At 64.4% G+C, this 20305-nt stretch carries 16 protein-coding genes and 1 tRNA gene; 6 read left to right on the forward strand and 11 right to left on the reverse strand.

All coding sequences use genetic code 11. The annotated features are described in order from the left end of the window. Positions 1-84: 84 nt before the first annotated feature. The gene (locus WFP44_RS08945; RefSeq protein ID WP_336926180.1) at positions 85-573 is read right to left on the reverse strand and encodes a hypothetical protein; all 489 of its coding nucleotides are present in this window, start codon (positions 571-573) and stop codon (positions 85-87) included. Between the two features lie 63 nt (positions 574-636). Between WFP44_RS08945 and WFP44_RS08950 the strand changes: the two genes are divergently transcribed. Continuing rightward, on the forward strand, positions 637-1833 hold the full coding sequence (locus WFP44_RS08950) for a tyrosine-type recombinase/integrase (RefSeq protein ID WP_336926182.1): 1197 nt from the start codon (positions 637-639) through the stop codon (positions 1831-1833). On the opposite strand, the gene WFP44_RS08955 is transcribed toward WFP44_RS08950, so the two are convergent. Then, positions 1830-2189: a helix-turn-helix transcriptional regulator gene (locus WFP44_RS08955; protein WP_336926184.1), complete on the reverse strand. Its 360-nt coding sequence runs from the start codon at positions 2187-2189 to the stop codon at positions 1830-1832. The genes WFP44_RS08950 and WFP44_RS08955 overlap by 4 nt on opposite strands. A 106-nt stretch (positions 2190-2295) precedes the next feature. Further along, positions 2296-2595, reverse strand: coding sequence for a hypothetical protein (locus tag WFP44_RS08960; RefSeq protein WP_336926185.1), 300 nt, complete (start codon positions 2593-2595; stop codon positions 2296-2298). Between the two features lie 221 nt (positions 2596-2816). On the opposite strand from WFP44_RS08960, the gene WFP44_RS08965 reads away from it, so the two are divergent. Continuing rightward, a complete protein-coding gene (locus tag WFP44_RS08965) occupies positions 2817-3656 on the forward strand; it encodes a DNA adenine methylase (protein WP_336926187.1) in 840 nt (279 codons plus the stop codon). A gap of 173 nt (positions 3657-3829) precedes the next feature. On the opposite strand, the gene WFP44_RS08970 is transcribed toward WFP44_RS08965, so the two are convergent. From WFP44_RS08970 to WFP44_RS08990, 5 genes are all read right to left on the reverse strand, one after another. Then, complete coding sequence (locus WFP44_RS08970; protein WP_336926189.1) at positions 3830-4660, reverse strand: LexA family transcriptional regulator; 831 nt, start codon at positions 4658-4660, stop codon at positions 3830-3832. A 46-nt stretch (positions 4661-4706) separates the two neighbouring features. Further along, a complete protein-coding gene (locus WFP44_RS08975) occupies positions 4707-5972 on the reverse strand; it encodes a tyrosine-type recombinase/integrase (RefSeq protein ID WP_336926190.1) in 1266 nt (421 codons plus the stop codon). 160 nt (positions 5973-6132) lie between these two features. Continuing rightward, positions 6133-6207, reverse strand: a tRNA-Phe gene (locus WFP44_RS08980). 146 nt (positions 6208-6353) lie between these two features. Next, positions 6354-8129 carry a sodium:solute symporter family protein gene (locus WFP44_RS08985; protein WP_336926191.1) on the reverse strand — a complete coding sequence of 592 codons (1776 nt, stop codon included), beginning with the start codon at positions 8127-8129 and terminating at the stop codon, positions 6354-6356. A gap of 17 nt (positions 8130-8146) precedes the next feature. Further along, on the reverse strand, positions 8147-8455 hold the full coding sequence (locus WFP44_RS08990; protein ID WP_336926192.1) for a DUF4212 domain-containing protein: 309 nt from the start codon (positions 8453-8455) through the stop codon (positions 8147-8149). Positions 8456-8623: 168 nt separating this feature from the next. On the opposite strand from WFP44_RS08990, the gene wrbA reads away from it, so the two are divergent. Next, complete coding sequence (gene wrbA / locus WFP44_RS08995; RefSeq protein ID WP_336926193.1) at positions 8624-9226, forward strand: NAD(P)H:quinone oxidoreductase; 603 nt, start codon at positions 8624-8626, stop codon at positions 9224-9226. Positions 9227-9292: 66 nt separating this feature from the next. Here the strand turns inward: wrbA and WFP44_RS09000 are convergent, their stop codons facing one another. The 3 genes from WFP44_RS09000 to WFP44_RS09010 all read right to left on the reverse strand — a co-directional run bounded on the left by WFP44_RS09000 (position 9293) and on the right by WFP44_RS09010 (position 14215). Then, entirely contained in the window at positions 9293-9907 is a 615-nt protein-coding gene (locus WFP44_RS09000) for a hypothetical protein (protein ID WP_336926194.1), read from the reverse strand. Positions 9908-10038: 131 nt separating this feature from the next. After that, complete coding sequence (locus WFP44_RS09005; protein ID WP_336926196.1) at positions 10039-11094, reverse strand: MlaA family lipoprotein; 1056 nt, start codon at positions 11092-11094, stop codon at positions 10039-10041. A gap of 100 nt (positions 11095-11194) precedes the next feature. After that, complete coding sequence (locus WFP44_RS09010) at positions 11195-14215, reverse strand: TonB-dependent receptor domain-containing protein (RefSeq protein ID WP_336926197.1); 3021 nt, start codon at positions 14213-14215, stop codon at positions 11195-11197. 199 nt (positions 14216-14414) lie between these two features. Here WFP44_RS09010 and purC point away from each other — a divergent pair, with 199 nt between their 5' ends. The 3 genes from purC (at position 14415) to WFP44_RS09025 (ending at position 20302) form a co-directional block, all read left to right on the forward strand. After that, a complete protein-coding gene (gene purC, locus WFP44_RS09015; protein WP_336926198.1) occupies positions 14415-15215 on the forward strand; it encodes a phosphoribosylaminoimidazolesuccinocarboxamide synthase in 801 nt (266 codons plus the stop codon). A 48-nt stretch (positions 15216-15263) separates the two neighbouring features. Next, on the forward strand, positions 15264-18152 hold the full coding sequence (locus WFP44_RS09020) for a M16 family metallopeptidase (protein ID WP_336926199.1): 2889 nt from the start codon (positions 15264-15266) through the stop codon (positions 18150-18152). Between the two features lie 101 nt (positions 18153-18253). Beyond that, complete coding sequence (locus tag WFP44_RS09025; RefSeq protein WP_336926201.1) at positions 18254-20302, forward strand: DUF3857 domain-containing transglutaminase family protein; 2049 nt, start codon at positions 18254-18256, stop codon at positions 20300-20302. The last annotated feature ends 3 nt before the right edge of the window (positions 20303-20305 follow it).

The raw sequence follows: 20305 nt of genomic DNA on the forward strand, positions 1-20305 counted from the left end.
GTATCAGCGGGGGTATCTCTTCCCGCAGGATGGACGAAATAGCCCGGATGTCCGCCATTCTCGCCCGGCGGCGGGGCGGAGGGGTTATCCGCCGCGATCCAGTATATCGATACCGAGGTTCTTTCGGCCATGTTCGATGAGCTCGGCGATCAATTGCTTCGCTCTGACCATTTCATCGTGCAGCAGATCCCCGTAGTCAGCCTGCGGGTCGGAGTGGCGCGCGTCGGTGAAATTCTCGAGCAATTTCTGCGTTTCTGTCGGGAGGATCAACTTACCGGTCGAGATCGTCTGATTCAGGATTTTTGTCGCCTCGCGATATCGCTGATTTTGCCGAGCACTTTCCTCCTCAGTCGGCCCTCTTTGGCCTTCCCAATGATCAAGCCACCGGCTGTTGAGCCGGTAGATCTCGCTGAGTGCGTCGACGAGGTCAGCGTAGGCGGCGAGACGGCGATCCCACATTCGCTCTGATTTGTAGCGCTTCAATGCCCAGCCAACGGCGAGCCGAGCAACCACGGCTGCACCTGCAAGCTGGGCGATCAGCTTCAGAACTTCAAAGATCAAAGTGCTGCTCATGGTCTCTGCCCCCGAAAATTACACCGGCACCCATTTCTAAATTTCTGCCTACAGGATTTCGCAATGCTCACCAACGCCGCGGCGAAAGCCGCCGGCGCGCAGGCGCGCGCCTACAAGCTTTTCGACCAGGGCGGGCTGCATCTGTTCATCGCGCCCACGGGCCTGAAGAGCTGGCGGTTGAAGTACCGCTGGAAGGGCCGCGAGAAGCTGCTGACGATCGGCCGATTTCCCGAGGTGAGCCTTGCCCAGGCGCGGATCCGCGCGGCCGAGGCGAAGGACGCGTTGAGCCGGGGAACAGATCCGTCGAACGCGTCAAGAAAATCGCCGCAAGCTGACACGTTCGAGCAGGTGGCGCGTGCCTGGTACCGGCATGGCCGGCCGGGATGGTCGGCCGCACACGCAGCCGATGTGATCGGCAGCCTCGAGCGCGATGTCTTCCCGGCGATAGGAGGGGAGCCGGTAGCGGCGATCACCGCGCCGCAGCTGCTTGCGGTCATGCGTTCAGTCGAGCGGCGCGGCAGCGTGGCCACCGCCCAGCGCATTCGTCAGCGCCTGTCCGAGATCTACGGCTTTGCCATTGCCGAAGGTTTGGCCACGATTGATCCCGCTGCACGCCTTGGCGCGGCAATGCGGGATGCTCCACCGGCGGTGCCGCACCCCGCGCTGCTGAGCGCGGAGGATTGCCGTGCACTGTTGACGGCGTGCGAAGGGATCGCGGCCAGCCGGGCCACGGTGCTGGCCAGCCGGTTCTTGGCGCTGACGGCGGTGCGCCTTGAAGCGGTGCGCGGCATGCACTGGTCCGAAGTGGATTTCGAGGCCCGGATCTGGACGGTGCCAGCCGCGCGGATGAAACTGGCGCGGGCGAAGAAGGCCGATCCGCGTTTCGATCACCAGGTGCCACTTTGCGCGGCGGCGCTCGCCGTCCTCGAGGAGGCCATGTCCACTTTTTCGCCCGCATCTGAGGCGCTGAAAATGAACAGTCTGATTTTTCCCGGCCGCGGCAACCAGCCGATTGGCGAGGGTGCGATCCGCGAACTTTACCAGCGTGCAGGATTCAAGGGGCGCCATGTGCCGCATGGTTGGCGCGCCAGCTTCTCGACCATCATGAACGAGGAGCTGGGAGAGGAGTGGCGGACCGTGATCGACCTTGCCCTTGCACACAGCAACAAGGGCAAGGTCGAGGCGGCCTATAACCGATCGCAGCTGCTCGACCGGCGGCGCGTGGTGTTTGATCGGTGGGGCGAGCTGCTGGCGGGTTAGGCCTGTGGCCGTTCCAGCCGTGCGATTTCCTTCTTCAGCTCCTCGCGCCGGGCGGCAGCGTTCTGCTTGTCCCATTCGAGCTGATAGTTCAGCAGGAAGTCTGCCATATCGTCGCCCAGCAGGGCGCCAAAGCGATAGGCCAGTTCCCGCGAAATGTCCGATTGCCCCAGCAGCACGCGCTGCAGGCCGACGCGGTTGACCTTCAGCAGCTCTGCCAGCGTGACAACTTTGGTAAGGCCCCATTGCGGCAGGATCACCTCGCGCAGATAGACGCCAGGCGGCCGGGTAAGTTCGGGCTGTTTGTCGATCCGCATCTCGGCCGGATCATCAATGCGGTACTCGTCTGCGGTTTCCATGATTCGCTCCTTGCCCTTCATTTTGTAGCGCAGCGCTATACATTTTGCAACAGAATTGTAGATCATCGGTCTACAGTTTGGGCGGGGTTTCCCCCGCCCGGCCGGTTCAGTGGGGATCGCGGTAATCGAGGAGCGAGACCTGCTGCTTGGCAATATCGCAGTGAAAGAGCAGCCGCCTGTTGCCGGTCACATCAAGCGACCAGTAACCCGCGCGGCCCTTCCATTCGTGCGCCCGCCAGTTAGGGAAGTTTTCAACCAGCTGGCGCGGGTGGGTCATCACGCGGATCGCGGCAATCTGCTGGGCGATTATGGTGAATTCGAAAGGGTCGAGGCCCTTGACCGCCGTGAGGCTGGCATCGCGGACCATCTTGCGGATGGCCTTGTGCTTGACGGTGATGATTTCCACTTGGTTTCTCCTTGCTGTGTATATTCTGAATATACAACAAGGATGATTCGCGCAAGACAAAAGTATATCTAGAATATACATTTTCTCGCCGTTCAGGCGGGGGAACGGGCGTTGGCGCGCCCGAAACCGACGACAACTGCATCGTCACAACCCCAACCGGTCCCGCCATGGGGCCGTCCCGCCAGCCGACGTCCGGCTGAGCCCTTTATGGAGCATTTTCGATGCATGTGACGCCAACCTCGTCCATTCTGGACGCAATTCGCCCCGTGACCCCGGCCGCTGGCTATCAGGGCGGCAAGCGCAACCTGTCGCGCCGCATCTGCGGCCTGATCGATCGGCTGGATCATGATGGCTATGCCGAGCCCTTTGTCGGCATGGGCGGGATTTTCCTGCGCCGTTCCACTCGGCCGCGCGCCGAGATCATCAACGATATCTCGGGCGACGTCGCGACGTTTTTCCGCGTGCTGCAGGAGCATTATCCCTATTTCGTCGATATGCTGCGCTGGCGGGTGAGCAGCCGGTCGGAATTCGAAAGGCTGCGCGCCCTGCCGCCGGAGCAGCTGACCGATCTGCAGCGGGCGGCGCGTTTCCTTTACCTCCAGCGGCTGGCCTTTGGCGGCAAGATCCAGGGGCGCAATTTTGGCGTCGATGCGCGAAGCGGCGGTCGGTTCAATCTCGCGCGGCTGGAGCCGATGCTGAGTGACATTCACGAACGACTGCAGGGCGTGGTGATCGAGCAGCTCCCCTTCGAACGCTTCATCGCCCGGTATGACCGGCCGGGCATGCTGTTCTACTGCGATCCGCCCTATTTCGGCTGCGAGGGTGATTACGGCGCGGACATTTTCGCGCCCGAGGATTTCGCGCGGCTGGCCGGTATCGTCGCGGGCGCGCGCGGCCGCTTCATTGTCTCGCTTAACGACACGCCGGAGGTGCGCGCCATCTTCGCCGGATTGCACCTTGTGCCGGTCGAGACGACCTGGACGATCGGCTCCGCCCACGCGGCCCCGAAGAAGGTTGGCGAGGTGCTCATCGCAAATTTCGACCTTGCCGCGCCAGGCTGAGGCTCGCCGGCTGGCACGGACCTTGCGCTTGCCCTTCTGGCAAGCCCCGGCCGGGCGCAGCCCGGCTGGTCCGGCGGTGCCGGAGGAGGTTTGATCGGGGGATGGGGGAGGCCTTTCGGCCTCGGGGCGCGTCTGCGCCAGAGCATCGGGGGGCCATTGCCCCCCGATTCATTCTATGGATCAGAATGATCCCCCGGTTTCATCGGCCCCGGAGGATTCGCGCTTCGTGCTTCACGCTCATCGACAAGAGCGGCGATCCGCCCCAGGACGTCGCCGAGATAGGGATCGCGGTTGAAGGTGGCGGAATATTCGCGCGCGGTAAGGCCGGCGAGCATCCGTTCGAATTCGGCCTTTTGCTGCCGGCGACGATCCTCCTCGCACGCCGGCGTCGGAGCCTTGCCGAAGAGCCTGCCGAGCCATTCGCGCATCGATGGCGGCGCATGGAGGGCATAAGCGTTGCTTGCCTGCTTCACCTGCGGTCCGCCTGGTTCAGGATCCTCGAGCTTTTCAGACCGGCGCATCCACGAAATGAAGCCTGCTTCCCGCAGGCGGCAGAGCGCCAGATGCACTGCCGAATAGGCGCGGCCGATCGCGTCGGCGATCGTGCGGATGGCGGGATCGAGGCGCCCGGTCATGAAGTCGACGTGCTCGTAGAGATATTCGAGCACCGCAATTCCGACATCCCCCAAGACGCCATTGCGACAGCCCGGATCGGTCTCGCGGCGTTCGGCCCGCGTCTTGAGTTCGAGCGCCTTGGCTGCCTTCAGCAGAGCGCCGGTCCACCTCTTTCCACCGCGAGCTGATCCTCCGTTGATCGGCTTCCAGATCCTGTCTTCAATCTGTCCGACATAGTAGGAATTGCGCCAGACCGGCTGGCCCGTGCGCGGTGAATCGCCGCGGGAAAGCAAGGCCCTTGTCTTGCGCGGCAGCTCGTAACCTACGAGGTTGGCCGCGATCAGCCCGATCGGCTGCGCGTCAAATGGCTGGCCGGGTGCGCTGCTCATGCCGCACCCCCTGGCGCCCGCACGAGCTGCTGGACTGAATTTGCTGCTAGTTGCGCGGACCTTCGCGCAGCTGTTCGGCCGATTGCAATCCCTGGCAGAGCAGATCCGCCCATTCCTGCGCCAGAACGCGCCGGCGCGGCATGTAGGCCGCCCGGTTGTAACGCGATTCCACACCGCCGGGCTTGTGCGCTAGCATCAGGTCGATGATGGCGCGGTCGCCCGCATTGCCTAGATCGGCTGCACGTTCGTTCATGATCGTCGAGAAGGTGCTGCGCCAGCCATGCGGCACGTGGCGACCCGCAAACATGGGCGTGCGGCGATAGGCCGTGCTGAGCGCGTTCTCGCTGATCGGCTTTCGTGCCTGCTGCGGCGAGGGAAACAGCCACGCCCGCCCACCGGCGTCGTCGATCGCGGCCTTCACGACTTCCACCGCCTGACGCGAAAGCGGGATAGTGAAGGCGAAAACCTCCTGCTCGCTCTCCGCGCGTTCCAGCTTCAGCTTCTCGGCCGGGATGATCCAGCGCGGATCCTCGCCGTCGAGATCGTGAAATTCCTCCGCCCTGGCGAAGCGCACCGGGCCCGGCCGCGACGCGGTGAGCGCCAGCAGGCGCGAGGCCAGCTTTACGGCTGGCCAATGCCGTTCGGCCTCCAGCTCCTTCAGGCCCGCTCGCGCTTCCGAAATTGTCACGACTGCCGGATATTTGCGTTTGGGAACCGGGCGAAGGATCGCGGTAAGCGGCGCGGCTGGATCGGCCGTTGCCTTTTCGTCCACGATTGCCAGCTGAAAGATGCGCGAGATCCGCATCAGCATTCGGTGTGCCTGATCGACCGCTCCGCGATCCTGCATAGCCTCGACGATCGGCCGGATGTCCGAAGGCAGCAGCTCCGCGATCGCGCGGTCCGCCAGATCCGGAAAGGCCTCCGCTTCCAGCGCTGACAGCACCTGCTGGGCGTGGTGCGGCTTCCACCCATGCGCCTGCAGGCTGTGCCAGCGCAGCGCCGCCTGCTTGAAGGTGTAGGCTGCTGGGGCAACGCCGGTTCGGCGCTGCCGCGCCATCTGCGCGGCGGATGAGGGATCGAGACCGGCTTGAAGCGCCTTCTTCGCCTCGTCCCGCATCGCGCGTGCATCGGCCAGACTGACCAGCGGGAACTGGCCGAAAGTGAGCTGCTTCTCTTTCCCGCCGAACCGGTATTTCAGGCGCCAGCTCTTCACACCCGAGGGCAGCACCAGCAAATGCAGCCCGCCGCCGTCGAAAAGCTTTACGGGCCTCGGCCCTGGCTGGGCCGCTTTCACCTGCGCAACAGTCAGCATCCGATGCCCCCACAACGGCGACCGGGTGCCCCGAAAATGCCCCCAGCGATGCCCGGCTTGCCCCGGAACTTCCCGGAACAACTCGGACGCAGGAATGGGCCGCAAATGGCGGAATTGCAAGGGTTTGGCGGAAGAAGCCGGAACACGGCGGAATAGGGAGTGGTGCCCAGGGGCGGAGTCGAACCACCGACACGACGATTTTCAGTCGTCTGCTCTACCACTGAGCTACCCGGGCATCTCTCAGGCGACGGTCCGGCAAGTCCGGTCCGGCGAGCGATTGGAAGCGGCCCTATGGCGAAGCCGCGCCAGCTTGGCAAGGGGCTTTGTGCGCTCTTTTTGCGAAGGGAGTGCAGCGCGCCGCCCCGCTCCCCGCACCGGCCATCAATGCATATGCGGGGTTTCCGCCCCCTTGGGCACGCGGATCGTGGCGACCAGGCGGCGCACATCCGGCGGCGTCGGCGCGGTCATTCGGGCCACCAGCATCGCCACGGCAAAGTTGAGCACCATGCCGACAACGCCGATCCCCTCGCTGGAAATACCCAGCAGCCAGTTTTCAGGGGTATCCAGTTCCGGAAACCACAGCTTGAAAAAGGCGATGTAGAGGAAGGTGAAGGACAGGCCCGTCACCATCCCCGCAATCGCGCCTTCGCGGTTCATCCATTTGGTGAAGATGCCCAGGAATATCGCCGGGAACAGGCTGGCCGCTGCAAGGCCAAAGGCGAAGGCCACCACCTGCGCCACCCAGCCGGGCGGATAGACGCCCAGATATCCCGCCACCAGAATCGCCGCACTGGCCGCAAGTCGCGCTGCCAGCAGTTCCCCCTTCTCCGATATGTCGGGCCGGAAGGTGCGCTTGAGCAGATCGTGGCTGACCGAGGAGGATATCACCAGCAGCAGCCCCGCCGCAGTGGAGAGCGCTGCGGCCAGCCCGCCCGCTGCCACCAGCGCGATCACCCAGCCGGGCAATTGCGCGATTTCCGGATTGGCCAGCACCATGATGTCGCGGTCGACATAGACCTCGTTCTCCCCTGCCGCGGCGGGATTGCTCACCAGCCGTTCGCCCGATGCGCCGGCTTCGCCCGTAAAGACCGGCGCGCCGCCATCAAAGGCGTGGCCGCTGCGGTATTGCATCACCCCGTCGCCGTTCTTGTCGGCCCAGGCGATCAGGTCATTCGCTTCCCAGTTTTTCAGCCATTGCGGCGCATCGGCGTAGGACCTGCCCTCCACCGTCTCGATGAAATTGAGACGGGCAAAGGCACCCACGGCAGGCGCGGTGGTATAGAGCAGCGCGATGAACACCAGCGCCCACCCGGCGCTGCGGCGCGCGTCGCTTGCCTTGGGCACGGTGAAGAAGCGCACGATCACGTGCGGCAGGCCCGCCGTGCCGATCATCAGCGCGGCGGTAATGCAGAACACGTCAATGCTGCTTTTCGAGCCAGCGGTATAGGCGGCAAAGCCCATATCCTGCAGCGCCATATCCAGCTTTTGCAGCACATAGAGGCCCGACCCGTCATTCACCTGCGACCCCAGCCCCACTTGCGGCAGAGGGTTGCCGGTAATCAGGAAGCTGATGAAGAAGGCGGGCACCAGATAGGCAAAGATCAGCACGCAGAACTGCGCCACCTGCGTATAGGTGATGCCCTTCATCCCCCCCAGCACGGCATAGACGAACACGATGCCCATGCCGATGATGACGCCGGTGGTCACCCCCACATCCAGGAAGCGCGAGAACACGATGCCCACGCCGCGCATCTGCCCGGCGATATAGGTGAAGCTGATGAAGATCAGGCAGATCACCGCCACCACGCGCGCAGCCTTGCTGTAATAGCGCGCGCCGATGAAATCGGGCACGGTAAACTCGCCAAACTTGCGCAGGTAAGGTGCCAGCAGCAGCGCCAGCATGACATAACCGCCCGTCCAGCCCATCAGATAGACGCTGCCGTCATAGCCCGAAAAGGCGATGATCCCGGCCATCGAGATGAAACTGGCCGCGCTCATCCAGTCGGCGGCGGTCGCCATGCCGTTGACCACCGGGTTCACCCCGCCGCCGGCAACATAGAAATCGGTGGTGGAACCGGCCCGCGCCCACAGCGCAATGCCAATATACATGGCAAAACTGCCGATGACGAAGATGTAGATCAGCGTCTGCGTGTCCATCGCGCCTGTGCCTCTCTTCAGTCTTCGAGGTGATATTTGCGCTCAAGCCGCTTCATGGCGTGCGCGTAATAGAAGATGAGGGCGATAAAGACATAGATCGCACCCTGCTGCGCGAACCAGAAGCCCAGCGGATATCCGCCGATCATGAACTGGTCGAGCCATTCGCGAAACAGGATGCCTGCACCAAAGCTGACCACGAACCAGATCGTCATCAGGATCGCCAGCAGGCGCAGATTGGCCCGCCAGTAGAGATTGCTTTCGGCGGTTTCGCCGGTCGATTCGGCCCCGTCTTCGGGAACCTTCGTGTTCTCAGTTTCGTTTGTCATGCCGAATGGGAAGCGTCTGCTGCCGGGCCGCCAGGCGGCACCGCCAAAAGACGCGCTTCCCGATCCTCCCTGTTGTCCTCTAGGACGCAGGTTGTAACGCTGCCGTGCTTGCCCGCAAGCCGCATCAACAGCTTTATTTTCGATCTATTGTTCAAGGGAAACAGGACCATGGCCCGCATTCTCGTGCTCTACTACTCCTCCTATGGCCACATCGCCACCATGGCCGATGCCGTAGCGGAGGGAATCACCGCCGCGGGGCACGAGGCGGTGATCCGCTATGTCCCCGAAACCGCGCCTGCCGATGTCGCCGCAGCAGCCGGTTTTCAGGTGCGCGGCGACCACGGTCAGATCGAAGGGCCCGACGCGCTGGCCGAGTTTGACGGCATCGTGCTGGGCTGCCCCACCCGCTTTGGCCGGATGGCCAGCCAGATGGCCGCGTTCTGGGATACCTGCGGCGGCCTGTGGTTCCGCGGCGCTATGATCGGCAAGGTGGCGGGCGTGTTCACCTCCACCGCCGCGCAGCATGGCGGGCAGGAAACCACGCTGTTTTCGATGATCACCAACCTGCTCCACTTTGGCTGCACGATCGTGGGGCTGGATTACGGCTTTACCGCGCAGAACGGCGTGGACGAAGTAAAGGGTGGTGCGCCCTATGGCGCCACCACGATTGCCGACAATGACGGCACGCGCCAGCCCAGCCAGACCGATCTGGACGGGGCGCGCTATCTGGGCCGCCGCGTGGCGGAAACCGCGGCCAAGCTGGCGGGATAAAGCCGCCCACGACGCATGGCTGCAAGGGGACGCTGCTCGCCGCAAGCGTCCCCTGTCCGCCCTGCATCAGCGGCGCAGCATCACCGGTGTGGTGCTGGACGAAAGCACGACGCCCGGCGGCAGCGACACGGGCACATCCTGTTCCAGCGTCGCCATCAATTCGCGGCCTTGCGGGATAACCGCGCTCTTGCCCGTGATGAACCCGGCGAAGACACCTGCCACCACAACGCCACCGACAGTGGCCAGCGTGTTGCCCTCGCCTTCCTGCCGATAGGTGCCGTCCAGATTGACCCGCTGGCCGCCGAGTTCCAGATATTGCAGCTCGATATCCATCTTGCCCGATTTGCCGAAGGCGCCCCGATTGGTGAGGTAGGTGATGCGGCCCACCGCGCGGGTCCCGGCAGGGATCACCACATATCCGCCCAACATCACCGGATGTACCACCGACATGGCGAAGCTGTCGCCCTCACTCCAACTGTCGCCGCGCGTGGTCACTTCCTGATTCATGCGCAAAAGGATTTCGGTGTTGGCGGGCAGCCGAGCGGCGGGGGCGGGCGGCGCTTCAACAGCCTGCAAAGTGACGGGGGCCGCCTGTATGCCATCGGCATCTTGCGCGTTGGCGTGAACGGCAAAGGCGAACAGGGCGCTGGTGGAAAATGCGAAGGCGGATCGGAATTTCATGGCAAAGGTCTCCTGCGAAGGGGAACCTATTGCCGGATCAACGCCGAAATATTGTGAACTTACGTGGCTAATGCCTGTTAATTAGGGGCAAATTCTCATCTGAAGAATAGCAGGCTTCGGCATCCGGCCGGCTATTCTGCAACCGCCTTTGCTTCCATCGCCAATTCGGCCTGATCGGCAGATGGCGCAGGCGCTTCCACGATGGCAGGTGCAGTATCGGCGGGAGAAACAGCAGCAGCGGCAGGCGCCACAGGCACCGGATCGGCCATCAGCGCATCGATGCTGCAATCGCGCGGCGCAGGGCGGTTGCGCAGCGCGGCAATGTCGGCTTCGCGCAGGCAGAGATAGCTTTCGCGCATGGCGCTGTAGGGGTCCACGCTGTCGCGGATCTGGCCCAGCCGCTCGTCAAATTCGATGCGGAATTGCAGCGAATTCACCGTATAGGCCGGCACCGCGTAATAGGGCGTGTTGAACGGCGCGCCCACGGCCAGCGGCACCACCGCCTGGTCCAGCGTGCTGCCGATGATATCGCGCAGCGTGGTTGCCCCGATCAGCGGCAGGACAAGGAACGGCCCCGGCCCCACCCCGTAATAGCCCAGCGTATTGGCCAGCCCGTTGCGGCGATAGGGCAGCTGGAATTCCGGCCCGGCGGCAATGTCGAACAGCCCGCCAATGCCCACGGTGGAATTGATGGTGAACCGCGCCAGCGTCTCGACCGCCTTGCCCGGTTTCAGCTGGAGCAGGAAATTGACGAAATTGACCGGTTCCAGAAGATTGCGCAACAGGTTGCGCAGGCCGTTGCGCAGCGGTTTGGGCAGATCGTCGCGGTACACCTCGGCCACGGGGGCCACGAAATTGCGATCGATGCTTTGGGTAACTTCGTAGACCTGGATATTGACGCTTTCGAGCGGGTCGCCCGGCGGTGCGGCCAGATTGCCTTCCACGATGATGACGTCTTGCGGTTCGGCCGCGTCGAGGTCGGTTACCGTCGCGGCCGGCTGCTCCACGCCCGCCCCGATCCCCTCGGCCGGGGCTGGCGCGCCCTCCTGCTGCGCCTCTGCCAGAGCCGCGGCGCCCTCTGCCGAAGCAGCCACCGAAACCGGCAGGGTGGCATGGGAAACGGGTGTATCGGCTAGGGAAAGCGGTGCGGCAGTTGCCAGCAAGGCGGGAACAAGGGAAAGGCTCATGCATACTCCGCCGAAATCTGGCACCACCATGCCAGCACAGGCCTAATTACGCAAATGGCCTGAACAGGTTCCGAACAACGCCTGGTTCCAGCCAATTCCTTCAGAAGCTGCGTGAAATCCCCAGCTTGGCCGTGGCGCCCAGCGGGCTGACGGTGAAGGGATCGTAATTCTGGTCCAGCCGGGCCAGCGGCGGATCGGCATCCAGCACATTATCCAGCACCAAAGACAGGCGCGTGGCCTCGTCCATGTCCCATACCCACACCAGATCCAGCGTGGTGAAGGCATTGAGCCGCTTGCCCGCCGTGACGGAGGCACCCGCCAGCGCAGCAGTGTTCGGGCCAAAGATCGCCGCGCCGCGCTGATCCTCGTAGCCGGCGATGTGGTTGACCTGCGCGCGCAGCGAATGGTCGTGCCCACGCCATTGCAGCCAGGCCTGCCCCTTGGCGCGCGGCAGCGGATAGGCGGTGGTCTGGAAATTGAGCAGGCCCACCGCGTTGAACGCGGGCTGCACCGGCACCCCGGCCACCGCAACATCGCCCACCTTGTAGGCGATGATATAGCTGCCCGATGCGCCCAGTTCGAGATCGCCCCTGCCCAGCCCCCATGCGTGGCTGATCTCCCCGTCCAGCCCGCTGGTGCTGACGGAAGTGGAATTGAAGGCATAGGTCGCCAGCCGCTGCACATTGGCCGCCCCGCACACGCCGCCGGCAAAGGTGAAGCGCGCCTGAAGCGCGGCAAAGGCGGGATTGCCGCAATTGGCCGTGCCGCTTGAACCGAACAGCGCGGCGACCATGCCGCCAATCGGTTCGTTCTCGATCGCGCCCGAAATATCATAGCGCCAGTAATCCACGCTGGCGCGGAAACCGCCGCTTTCGACCACCGCGCCCGCGTTCCACGTAGTGGCCTTTTCCGGACGGAGATTCGGATTGGCAAGGATATCGACCGCGCGGAAGCCGCCGCCGATAAAGGTCAGGATCACGCTGTCGGCCAGCGTCTGGTTGGGCGGAGGCGCGCGGAAGGTGCTGCCCACCCCGCCGCGCAGCACCAGCCATTCGGCAGGCTGGAAGCGCAGGCGCACTTGCGGGTCGAAGGTGGAGCCGCCGCCTTCGTAATCCTCGTAACGCGCGGAAATCTGCGCGCTGAAGGTGTCTGCCAGCGGCATCTGCACTTCGCCAAACACCGCCACCACATTGCGGGAAACGGCCAGATCGCGGCCCGCACCGATAAAGCCCAGCGCGCCCGTTTCGGGGTTGCAGGTAGCCGCCGGATTCAGCACCGATCCGGGGCAGGGAAACAGGTCGAGATTCGTGCCGCCTTCGAACCGGCGCGCAAAACGGTCGCGGCGCAATTGCAGGCCCAGCGCCGTTTGCACCTCGCCGCCGGGCAGGGTCACACCCGGATTGCCACCCACCACCGCATCGAACACCATCTGCCGCGTGTCGGCCACCCGATCCCACACATTGTAGAAATGGCCGATGGTCGCCGTATCGTTCACCAGCCCCGCACCCGGCTCAAGGCTGAGGCCCAGCGGATTGCCATTCGCGGCGAAATTGGGATTAGCCACACCAGTTACCGCATTGGCGGCAATGCCGGTGGAGAAGGGATTGAACCAGGTGCAGCCCGCCGTGCCCGCCAGCGCGGCCAATTGCTCCGCGCTCAGCCCTGCACGGCTTTGCGGGCTGGCGTAGGCGCAGCTTTCCCCGCCAAACCCGGCCAGTGCGTTCTGCAACAAATCCACATAGCTGTCGCCCACCTGATAGAAAGCGTTGTAGCGCGACCAGGTGCCTGCGGCGTGAAAGTAGAAGCTGTCACCCAGATCGGCGCGGAAGGCGGCAGCCAATTGATAGCTGTCGTTGTTGTAATCCAGCCGCGTTGCCGCGCGATCATTCTTGGCACTGGCGAACAGCGGATTGCCGCCAGCCAGCATCGGCCGAAACCGGATCGGGAAGGCCAGCGCCGGCTGCGTGGGATTGCCCGCCTGATCCAGCGCACAGCCCGCGCTATCGCCAAACCGCGCGCAGTAATCGGCCAGCGCAGGGGCGTAGGCCGGAATGGTGAACAGCCCGTTCCCGCCAAAGGCTGCATTGGCTGATGGCGCGATGGTCGGCAGGAAGCTGGGCGATGTATGCAGCCACGTCTGCGTGCGGCCATAAAGCCCGGTCAGCCGCAGATCCATGCCGGGCGCCAGATCCACCCCGACATCCGCGAAAAGCTGATACCGCTCCTCCGGTTCGACCAGATTGGTGAAGCCCAGATAAGAGGCCTGGCACAGATCGGCGCTGGAGCCGGGCAGCGAACGGAAACCGCCAAGCCCGGTGCAGCCTTCATCGGCTTCGAACACCAGCCCGCCAACCGCGCCGTTGAAATCGAAATTGCCGGGATTGCCGCCGCCGGTAAAGCCGCCTTGCGGGTTCTCCTCGAACGGACGCCAGGCAAAGGCGCGGTCGGTCACGCGCAGTTCGCCGCGCCGCTGATATCCGCCCGCGGCAAACACCCGCACATCACCGAATTCGCGCCCGAAACTGGCCGCGCCCGTCCAGTCGCCGCTTGATCCGTCGACATAGCGGTAATCCCCGCTCACCAGCAGGCCATCCTGATCGGTCCGGGTGAGGAGGTTCACCACCCCGCCCATCGCGTCCGACCCGTGCGTGGCCGCCGCGCCATCCTTGAGGATCTCGATACGTCCCACTGCGTGCAGCGGAATCAGGTTCATATCCACAAGCGGCACATTGCCGCCCCCGGTCGCCGCCAGACGCTTGCCGTTCAGCAGCACCAGCGTGCGCTGCGGCCCCAGCCCGCGCAGATTGATGCTGGATACGCCTTGCGCAAACTGGCTGCGGGTATCGAACTGGCTGGAATCGCCGATCACCCCGGCGGAAACGGGCAGGCGACGCGCCAGATCAACCGGGCTGGGCGACCCGGCGCGCAGCAGGTCATCGGCCGTAATCACACTTACCGGAGCTGCGGCATCCTCTGCGCTGCCCCCGATCAGAGTGCCCGTGACAATGATGGTATCGCCGTTCGCCTCGCCCGTCTGCGCCATCGCGGGAATTGCCCCTGCCAAAGCAAGAAAGGAGACGGCAGCCCGGCTGGCTGCGCGCAATGCGGTGCGGTTTGTCATGCTGACCCCGTTGTTTTTTGATCCGGGCGCGCCTTTAGCCCTGCTTTGCGCCTCCTGCAATTGCCAGCCGCACAGCCAGGGTGTATAGGCGGCAGCGAACCCGCGCCCCGGCATTTGCGAAGCCCTTCTGCTTTGCCAAGCCGGGGCGCTCTCTTTTCCGGCGCTGGCCGCAGCGCCCCGATGCGAAGGTTGACTGCCCATGTCCCGCCGCCGCCAGATCTACGAAGGCAAGGCCAAGATCCTGTATGAAGGCCCCGAACCCGGCACGCTGATCCAGTATTTCAAGGATGATGCCACCGCCTTCAACGCCCAGAAAAAGGGCACGATCAACGGCAAGGGCGTGATCAACAACCGCATCAGCGAACATGTGTTCACGCGGCTGTCCACCATTGGCATCCCCACCCACTTCATCCGCCGCCTGAATATGCGCGAACAATTGGTGCGGCAGGTGGAAATCATCCCGCTTGAAGTGGTGGTGCGCAATGTGGTCGCCGGTTCGCTGGCCAAGCGCGTGGGCCTGCCTGAAGGCGAGCCGCTGCCCCACACCCTGATCGAATATTACCTCAAATCCGACGAGCTGGGCGATCCCATGGTGGCCGAAGAGCACATCGCCTGCTTCAACTGGGCCAGCCATGAAGAGATGCAGGATATTGCCGCCATGGCGATCCGCATCAACGATTTCATGTGCGGGATGTTCAGCGCGATCGATATCCGGCTGGTCGATTTCAAGCTGGAATTCGGCCGGATTTACGATGGCGATTACAGCCGCGTGATTCTGGCGGACGAAATCAGCCCGGACAATTGCCGCCTGTGGGATTTCGTCACCGGCGAAAAGCTCGACAAGGACCGCTTCCGCCGCGACATGGGCGGCGAGGAAGAGGCCTATCAGGAAGTCGCCCGCCGGCTTGGCCTGTTGCAGGACGATGGCAGCCCCGGCGAAGTGCTGGATATGAGCGCGCACCGCACCCGCCTGCGCCAGCCGGTGAAGCCCAAGAAGTAGGCCCAAGAAGTCATTGCAGGTTAAGCCGGTTTCCCGCATCAGGCGCGCATGACCTTGCGCGCCTTTTGCGTCGGCCTTGCCGCGCTTGCCCTTCCCTTCACTGCCACCGCCCAGGCACCTGAATATCAGAACCCGGAACGCGTGGTGCATCATGTCACCATGCCAGGTGACCGTCTGGCGGAATTGCCTGACGATCCCTTCGGCATTGCGGGCAGCGACCTTCCGCTCGATCCGTCCTACCGCATCGGCGTGCTGCCCAACGGGATGCGCTATATCATCCGCCCCAACGCCACCCCGGCGGCGCAGGGCATGGTCTATCTGTGGGTCAATGCCGGATCGCTGGGGGAAGAACCCGATCAGGCGGGCTATGCGCATTTCCTCGAACACATGGCCTTCAACGGCAGCGCCAATGTGCCCGAAGGCGAGATGATCCGCCTGCTGGAGCGCGAAGGGCTGGCCTTCGGGCCGGATACCAACGCCTCCACCACTTTCGACCGCACGATCTACCAGCTCAACCTGCCGCGCAACGATGCCGGGCTGCTCGACACAGCCTTGATGCTGATGCGCGAGACGGCGAGCAATCTGACGCTCGCGCCCGAAGCCGTGGCGCGCGAAATCGGCGTGATCCAGTCCGAAATCCGCGTGCGCGATACCTATCAGCAGCGCGCGTTTCTTGACCGGCTGAAGTTCCTTTATCCCGGTTCCGCCTTTGCGCAGAACTGGGTTGGCGGCACGCCCGAAACGATTGCCGCCGCCACCAGCCAGCGCCTGCGCGATTATTACGAACGCTGGTATCGCCCTTCCAACACCGCCATCATTGTGGTGGGCGAATTTGACGCGGACGCGGCCGAGGCCGCCATCCGCCGCCATTTCGAAAGCTGGCAGGCCGCACCCGTGGAACCGCCCGCTTCTGCCGGGCCGATTGACCTCGATCACCGGGGCGCAACCGCCATCTATATCGACCCCTCGCTGTCCGAACAGATCGATATCGCTGTGCACGGCCCCTATATCGAACGGCCCGATACCGTCGCGACCCGGCGCGAGCGGCTGCTGCGCGAAATCGGCTATTCGATCATCAACCGCCGCTTGCAGCGGCTCTCCCGGCTGGAAGACCCGCCCTTCCGCGCGGCGGGCATTTCGTCCGACGATGTGTTCAAGGACGCGCGCACGACGCTGCTGGTGGTGCAGGCCGCCGAAGGGCAATGGCAACGCGGCCTCGCCGCCGCGCAGGAGGAATACCGGCTGGCGCTCGAATACGGCTTTTCCGCCGCCGAAGTGGCCGAACAGGTCGCCAATATGCGCGCCGCAATCGAATCGAATGCAGCCGGCGCTGCCACCCGCCACAACCGCGATTTCCTGACCGGGGCGATGACGCTGCTTGAAGACGGGCAGGTGCCCACCACGCCGCAAAGCGCGCTGGAACGCTTCACTGCGCACGCGCCGCTGATCACACCGGATGCGGTATTTGCCGCGCTGCGCGCCGATCTGGTGCCGCTCGACAACCCGCTGATCCGCTTTTCCGGTCGCACCGCACCCACCGGCGGCGCGGAAGCACTGCGCGCGGCATGGGATGCCGGGATGGCCGCTCCGCTGGCCGCGCGTGATCTGGGCGCGGCGGCGGAATTTGCCTACAGCGATTTCGGCCCGGCGGGCGCCGTTGTCAGCGACAGTGTCGAACCGCTGCTGGGCGTGCGCACCATCACCTTTGCCAACGGGGTCAGACTGAACCTGAAGCGCACCGATCTGCAGGCTGACCGGGTCAGCGTGCAGGTGAACATCGACGGTGGCGAAATGCTCAACACCCGCGACGATCCGCTAGCCACCGCGATGACCGGATCGCTTCTGTCGGGCGGGCTGGGCGCGCATACGCTGGATGAACTGGTGACGATCCTGGCAGGCCGCCAGGTGGGGCTGAATGTGGAACCGGCGGAGGAAACCTTTCGCTTTACCGCCACCACGACCACGCGCGATCTGGATATGCAATTGCGCCTGTTTGCAGCGGCGATCAGCGATGCCGGGTGGCGGCCGCAGGCGGAGGAGCAATACCGCCGCTCGGTCGCCAATTTCTTTGCCCGGCTCGACGCCACACCCGAAAGTGCGCTGGGCAACGCCATCGGCGGCATCGTGTCGGACAATGATCCGCGTTTCTCGCTCCAACCGCAGGACGCCTATCTGCAATTGAGCTTTGCGCGGCTGCGCGAGGCGATTGGTGACCGGCTGGCAAACGGCGCGATGGAAGTGGCGCTGGTGGGCGATTTTGACGAGGAGCAGGCAATTGCCATGATTGCCTCCACACTGGGCGCGCTGCCCCCGCGCGAAGCCGATTTCCGCCCCTATGCCGATAACCGCGACCGGGGCTTTACCGCCAACCGATCCCCGCGCACGCTGACGCATCGCGGCGATGCGGGGCAGGCGCTGATCCATATGGTATGGCCGACTACCGATGGTGAGGACCTGCGCGAGACCTTGCGCCTTGAACTGCTGCAGAATGTCACCCGTTCGCTGCTGCTCGACCGTCTGCGCGAGGAGCTGGGCCAGACCTATTCGCCCGGCACATCGGCGCAGCAATCGCGCGTCTATCCCGGCTACGGCACCTTCGCCATCAGCGCGGCAGTGACCCCGGCCGATATCGCCGCCACGCGCGATGCGATGCTGGCCGTGATCACCGAACTGCGCGATGCGCCGGTCAGCGAGGATACGCTGCTGCGCGCCCGTGCGCCGCAACTGGAAGCCTATGACAACCTGCTGAAAACCAATGGCGGCTGGATGGGGCTGGTCGACCGCGCCCAGACTCAACCCGACCGGCTGGAACGGTTTGTGGCGGGCAAGGGGATCCTTCAGGCGCTGACCGCGCAGGATGTGCAGGCGGCGGCCAGGGCCTATCTCGATCCGGAGGCACGTCTGGAAATCACCGTGTTGCCCCGGCCTGCCGAGTAAACCCTACCCAAAAGCGTCGCAGCTTTAGTGTGTTAGGCCGTCTTTCCGCTTGACCTCATGCGGCGCGTAGCGGAGGCTTTCCTGCCTGAGACAGGGGGAATTTGATCCGTCTTGCAGCGATTGCGCTGATTCTGGCAGGCGTGTCTGCGCCGGCCATGGCGGCACAGGAAGTCACATACGGCCCCGCCCCCGAGTGGTTGATGCCCACGCTGGAACCCGTTGCCCCCGACCGTCGGCAGGGCGCAATCGCGGTGCTGGCGCGCGATGTGCAGATCCGCCTCGATGCCGATGGGCAGCATATGTACGAAGCGACCGACTATCTGGTGCAGACAGCCGAAGGGCTGGCAATTGGCAATCTGCAGATCGTATGGAATCCGGCTGCCGGCGGCCCCACCGTCCACGCCGTGAACATCGTGCGCGATGGCGAGGTGATCGATGTGCTGGCGCAGGAAGGTTTCCGCATTTTTCAGCGGGAAGGCGGGCTGGAGCAGGCCTTTCTGGACGGGCTGCTCACCGCCAGCCTGCAAGTGCCGGGCCTGCGCGTGGGGGACCGGCTGCAATTCGTGCTGACATCACACGTGAAGGACCCAACCTTTGGCGATCAGCCCTTTGGCCTGATGGCGATGCCAGCTTTGCCGAGCGCGGGCAGCTACCGCTCGGCGCTGAGTTGGGAAGAGGGCCATGCACCGCGCTGGCTGGCGACGCCCGATATTGCCGGGCAAGTGCAGCAGAACGCGGGGGGGATCGTGCTGCGGCTCGACCAGCCGGGCCAGTATTCGCCGCCCGACAACGCGCCCCTGCGGTTCAGCCCGGCGCGGATGATCGAATATTCCGCCTTTGCCGACTGGCAGGATGTCTCGGCCCGCATCTATCCGCTGTTTGCCCACCGGGCGGTGCTGCCCGAAGGATCCGAACTGGCGAACGATGCGGCGCGCATCCTGCGCAATTACGCCAGCGAAGCCGACCGCGCGCGCGCCGCGCTGCGGCTGGTGCAGGATCAGGTGCGCTATGTCTTTGTCGGGCTGGACGGCGGGAATTGCACGCCCGCCAGCGTGGCCGATACGTGGGCGCGGCGATACGGCGATTGCAAGGCCAAGACGGTGATGCTGATGGCGCTTTTGCACGCCATGGACATTCCGGCGGAGGCGGTGCTGGTCAACCAGTCTGTCGGCGCCAGCGACATGGTCGCGCATTTCCTGCCCAGCCCCGGCCAGTTCGATCATGTGCTGGTGCGCGCCCTTGTCGATGGGCGTCATGTCTGGCTGGACGGCACGCGCCACGGCGATCTTCGCCTGTCCGAGGTTCCGCCCGATGGAATCCGCGAGTTTCTGCCGCTGCGCGCAGAGGGTTCGGGCCTCGAAACGCTGCCTTACCACCCGCCTGCCGAGCCGCTCACCATCACCTTGCGCGAATACGATGCCACCGCCGGGATCGACCAGCTCAGCCGGTTGCGGATGCGCCAGATCTATCGCGGGGTGGAGGCGGTGCAGATGCGCGCCGGACTGGAAGCGCTGCCGCCCGATATGCTCGATCAGGTCTTGCGCCGTCTGGTTGGCGGCGAAGGGGCCTGGGCTGAGCTGGAACGGCTGGATTGGTCGTTCAACGAAGAATACGCCGCATTGGTGATCGAGGCTGAAGGGCTGGACGATCTGGAATGGGACGAGGCGGATGATTATTCCATCACCAGCTTCGCCATCCCCATGGCCGGTTTCAATCCGCCGCCCCGGCGCCAGCGCCCGCCGCAACAGGATCGCAGCCTGCCCTATGCGAACGACCCGCTGCGCTTTCCCTGCTATGTCACCACCATCCGCCTGCCCGCCATCACTGCCCGCCAAGGCTGGACGCACAGCGCCGACGCCATGAATGTGGAAATTGGCGGCGTTGCCTACTGGCGCATGGCCGATCTGGAAAACGGCGAACTGCGCACCGTGATGAGCAGCCGCACAGTGCGCCACGAAATCACGGCAGAGGAGGCGGCGGTCGCCAATGCCGCCATCCCCGGCTTCGACAATTCGCAAAGCTGGGCCTATCTGCGCCGGAATCCGGAAACAAGGAGCCAGCGCCAGATCGCAGTTCCGGGCCTGACCCGCGTGCCCGCTGCGGGCGAGGTGGACTGGCTGGCCGATCCCTCGGCCTGCCGCGCGCCCTGAGGC

It is taken from the genome of Alteraurantiacibacter palmitatis, assembly GCF_037154115.1.
Lineage (GTDB): Bacteria > Pseudomonadota > Alphaproteobacteria > Sphingomonadales > Sphingomonadaceae > Alteraurantiacibacter > Alteraurantiacibacter palmitatis.

Bases quoted from the DNA above. Each gene is read 5' to 3' on its own strand.
- WFP44_RS08945 (WP_336926180.1), bottom strand. From the start codon at position 573: ATGAGCAGCACTTTGATCTTTGAAGTTCTGAAGCTGATCGCCCAGCTT.
- WFP44_RS09000 (WP_336926194.1), bottom strand. From the start codon at position 9,907: ATGAAATTCCGATCCGCCTTCGCATTTTCCACCAGCGCCCTGTTCGCC.
- purC (WP_336926198.1), top strand. From the start codon at position 14,415: ATGTCCCGCCGCCGCCAGATCTACGAAGGCAAGGCCAAGATCCTGTAT.
- WFP44_RS08955 (WP_336926184.1), bottom strand. From the start codon at position 2,189: ATGGAAACCGCAGACGAGTACCGCATTGATGATCCGGCCGAGATGCGG.
- WFP44_RS08965 (WP_336926187.1), top strand. From the start codon at position 2,817: ATGCATGTGACGCCAACCTCGTCCATTCTGGACGCAATTCGCCCCGTG.
- WFP44_RS08990 (WP_336926192.1), bottom strand. From the start codon at position 8,455: ATGACAAACGAAACTGAGAACACGAAGGTTCCCGAAGACGGGGCCGAA.
- WFP44_RS09005 (WP_336926196.1), bottom strand. From the start codon at position 11,094: ATGAGCCTTTCCCTTGTTCCCGCCTTGCTGGCAACTGCCGCACCGCTT.
- WFP44_RS09020 (WP_336926199.1), top strand. From the start codon at position 15,264: ATGACCTTGCGCGCCTTTTGCGTCGGCCTTGCCGCGCTTGCCCTTCCC.
- WFP44_RS08975 (WP_336926190.1), bottom strand. From the start codon at position 5,972: ATGCTGACTGTTGCGCAGGTGAAAGCGGCCCAGCCAGGGCCGAGGCCC.
- WFP44_RS08950 (WP_336926182.1), top strand. From the start codon at position 637: ATGCTCACCAACGCCGCGGCGAAAGCCGCCGGCGCGCAGGCGCGCGCC.
- WFP44_RS08970 (WP_336926189.1), bottom strand. From the start codon at position 4,660: ATGAGCAGCGCACCCGGCCAGCCATTTGACGCGCAGCCGATCGGGCTG.
- WFP44_RS08985 (WP_336926191.1), bottom strand. From the start codon at position 8,129: ATGGACACGCAGACGCTGATCTACATCTTCGTCATCGGCAGTTTTGCC.
- wrbA (WP_336926193.1), top strand. From the start codon at position 8,624: ATGGCCCGCATTCTCGTGCTCTACTACTCCTCCTATGGCCACATCGCC.
- WFP44_RS09010 (WP_336926197.1), bottom strand. From the start codon at position 14,215: ATGACAAACCGCACCGCATTGCGCGCAGCCAGCCGGGCTGCCGTCTCC.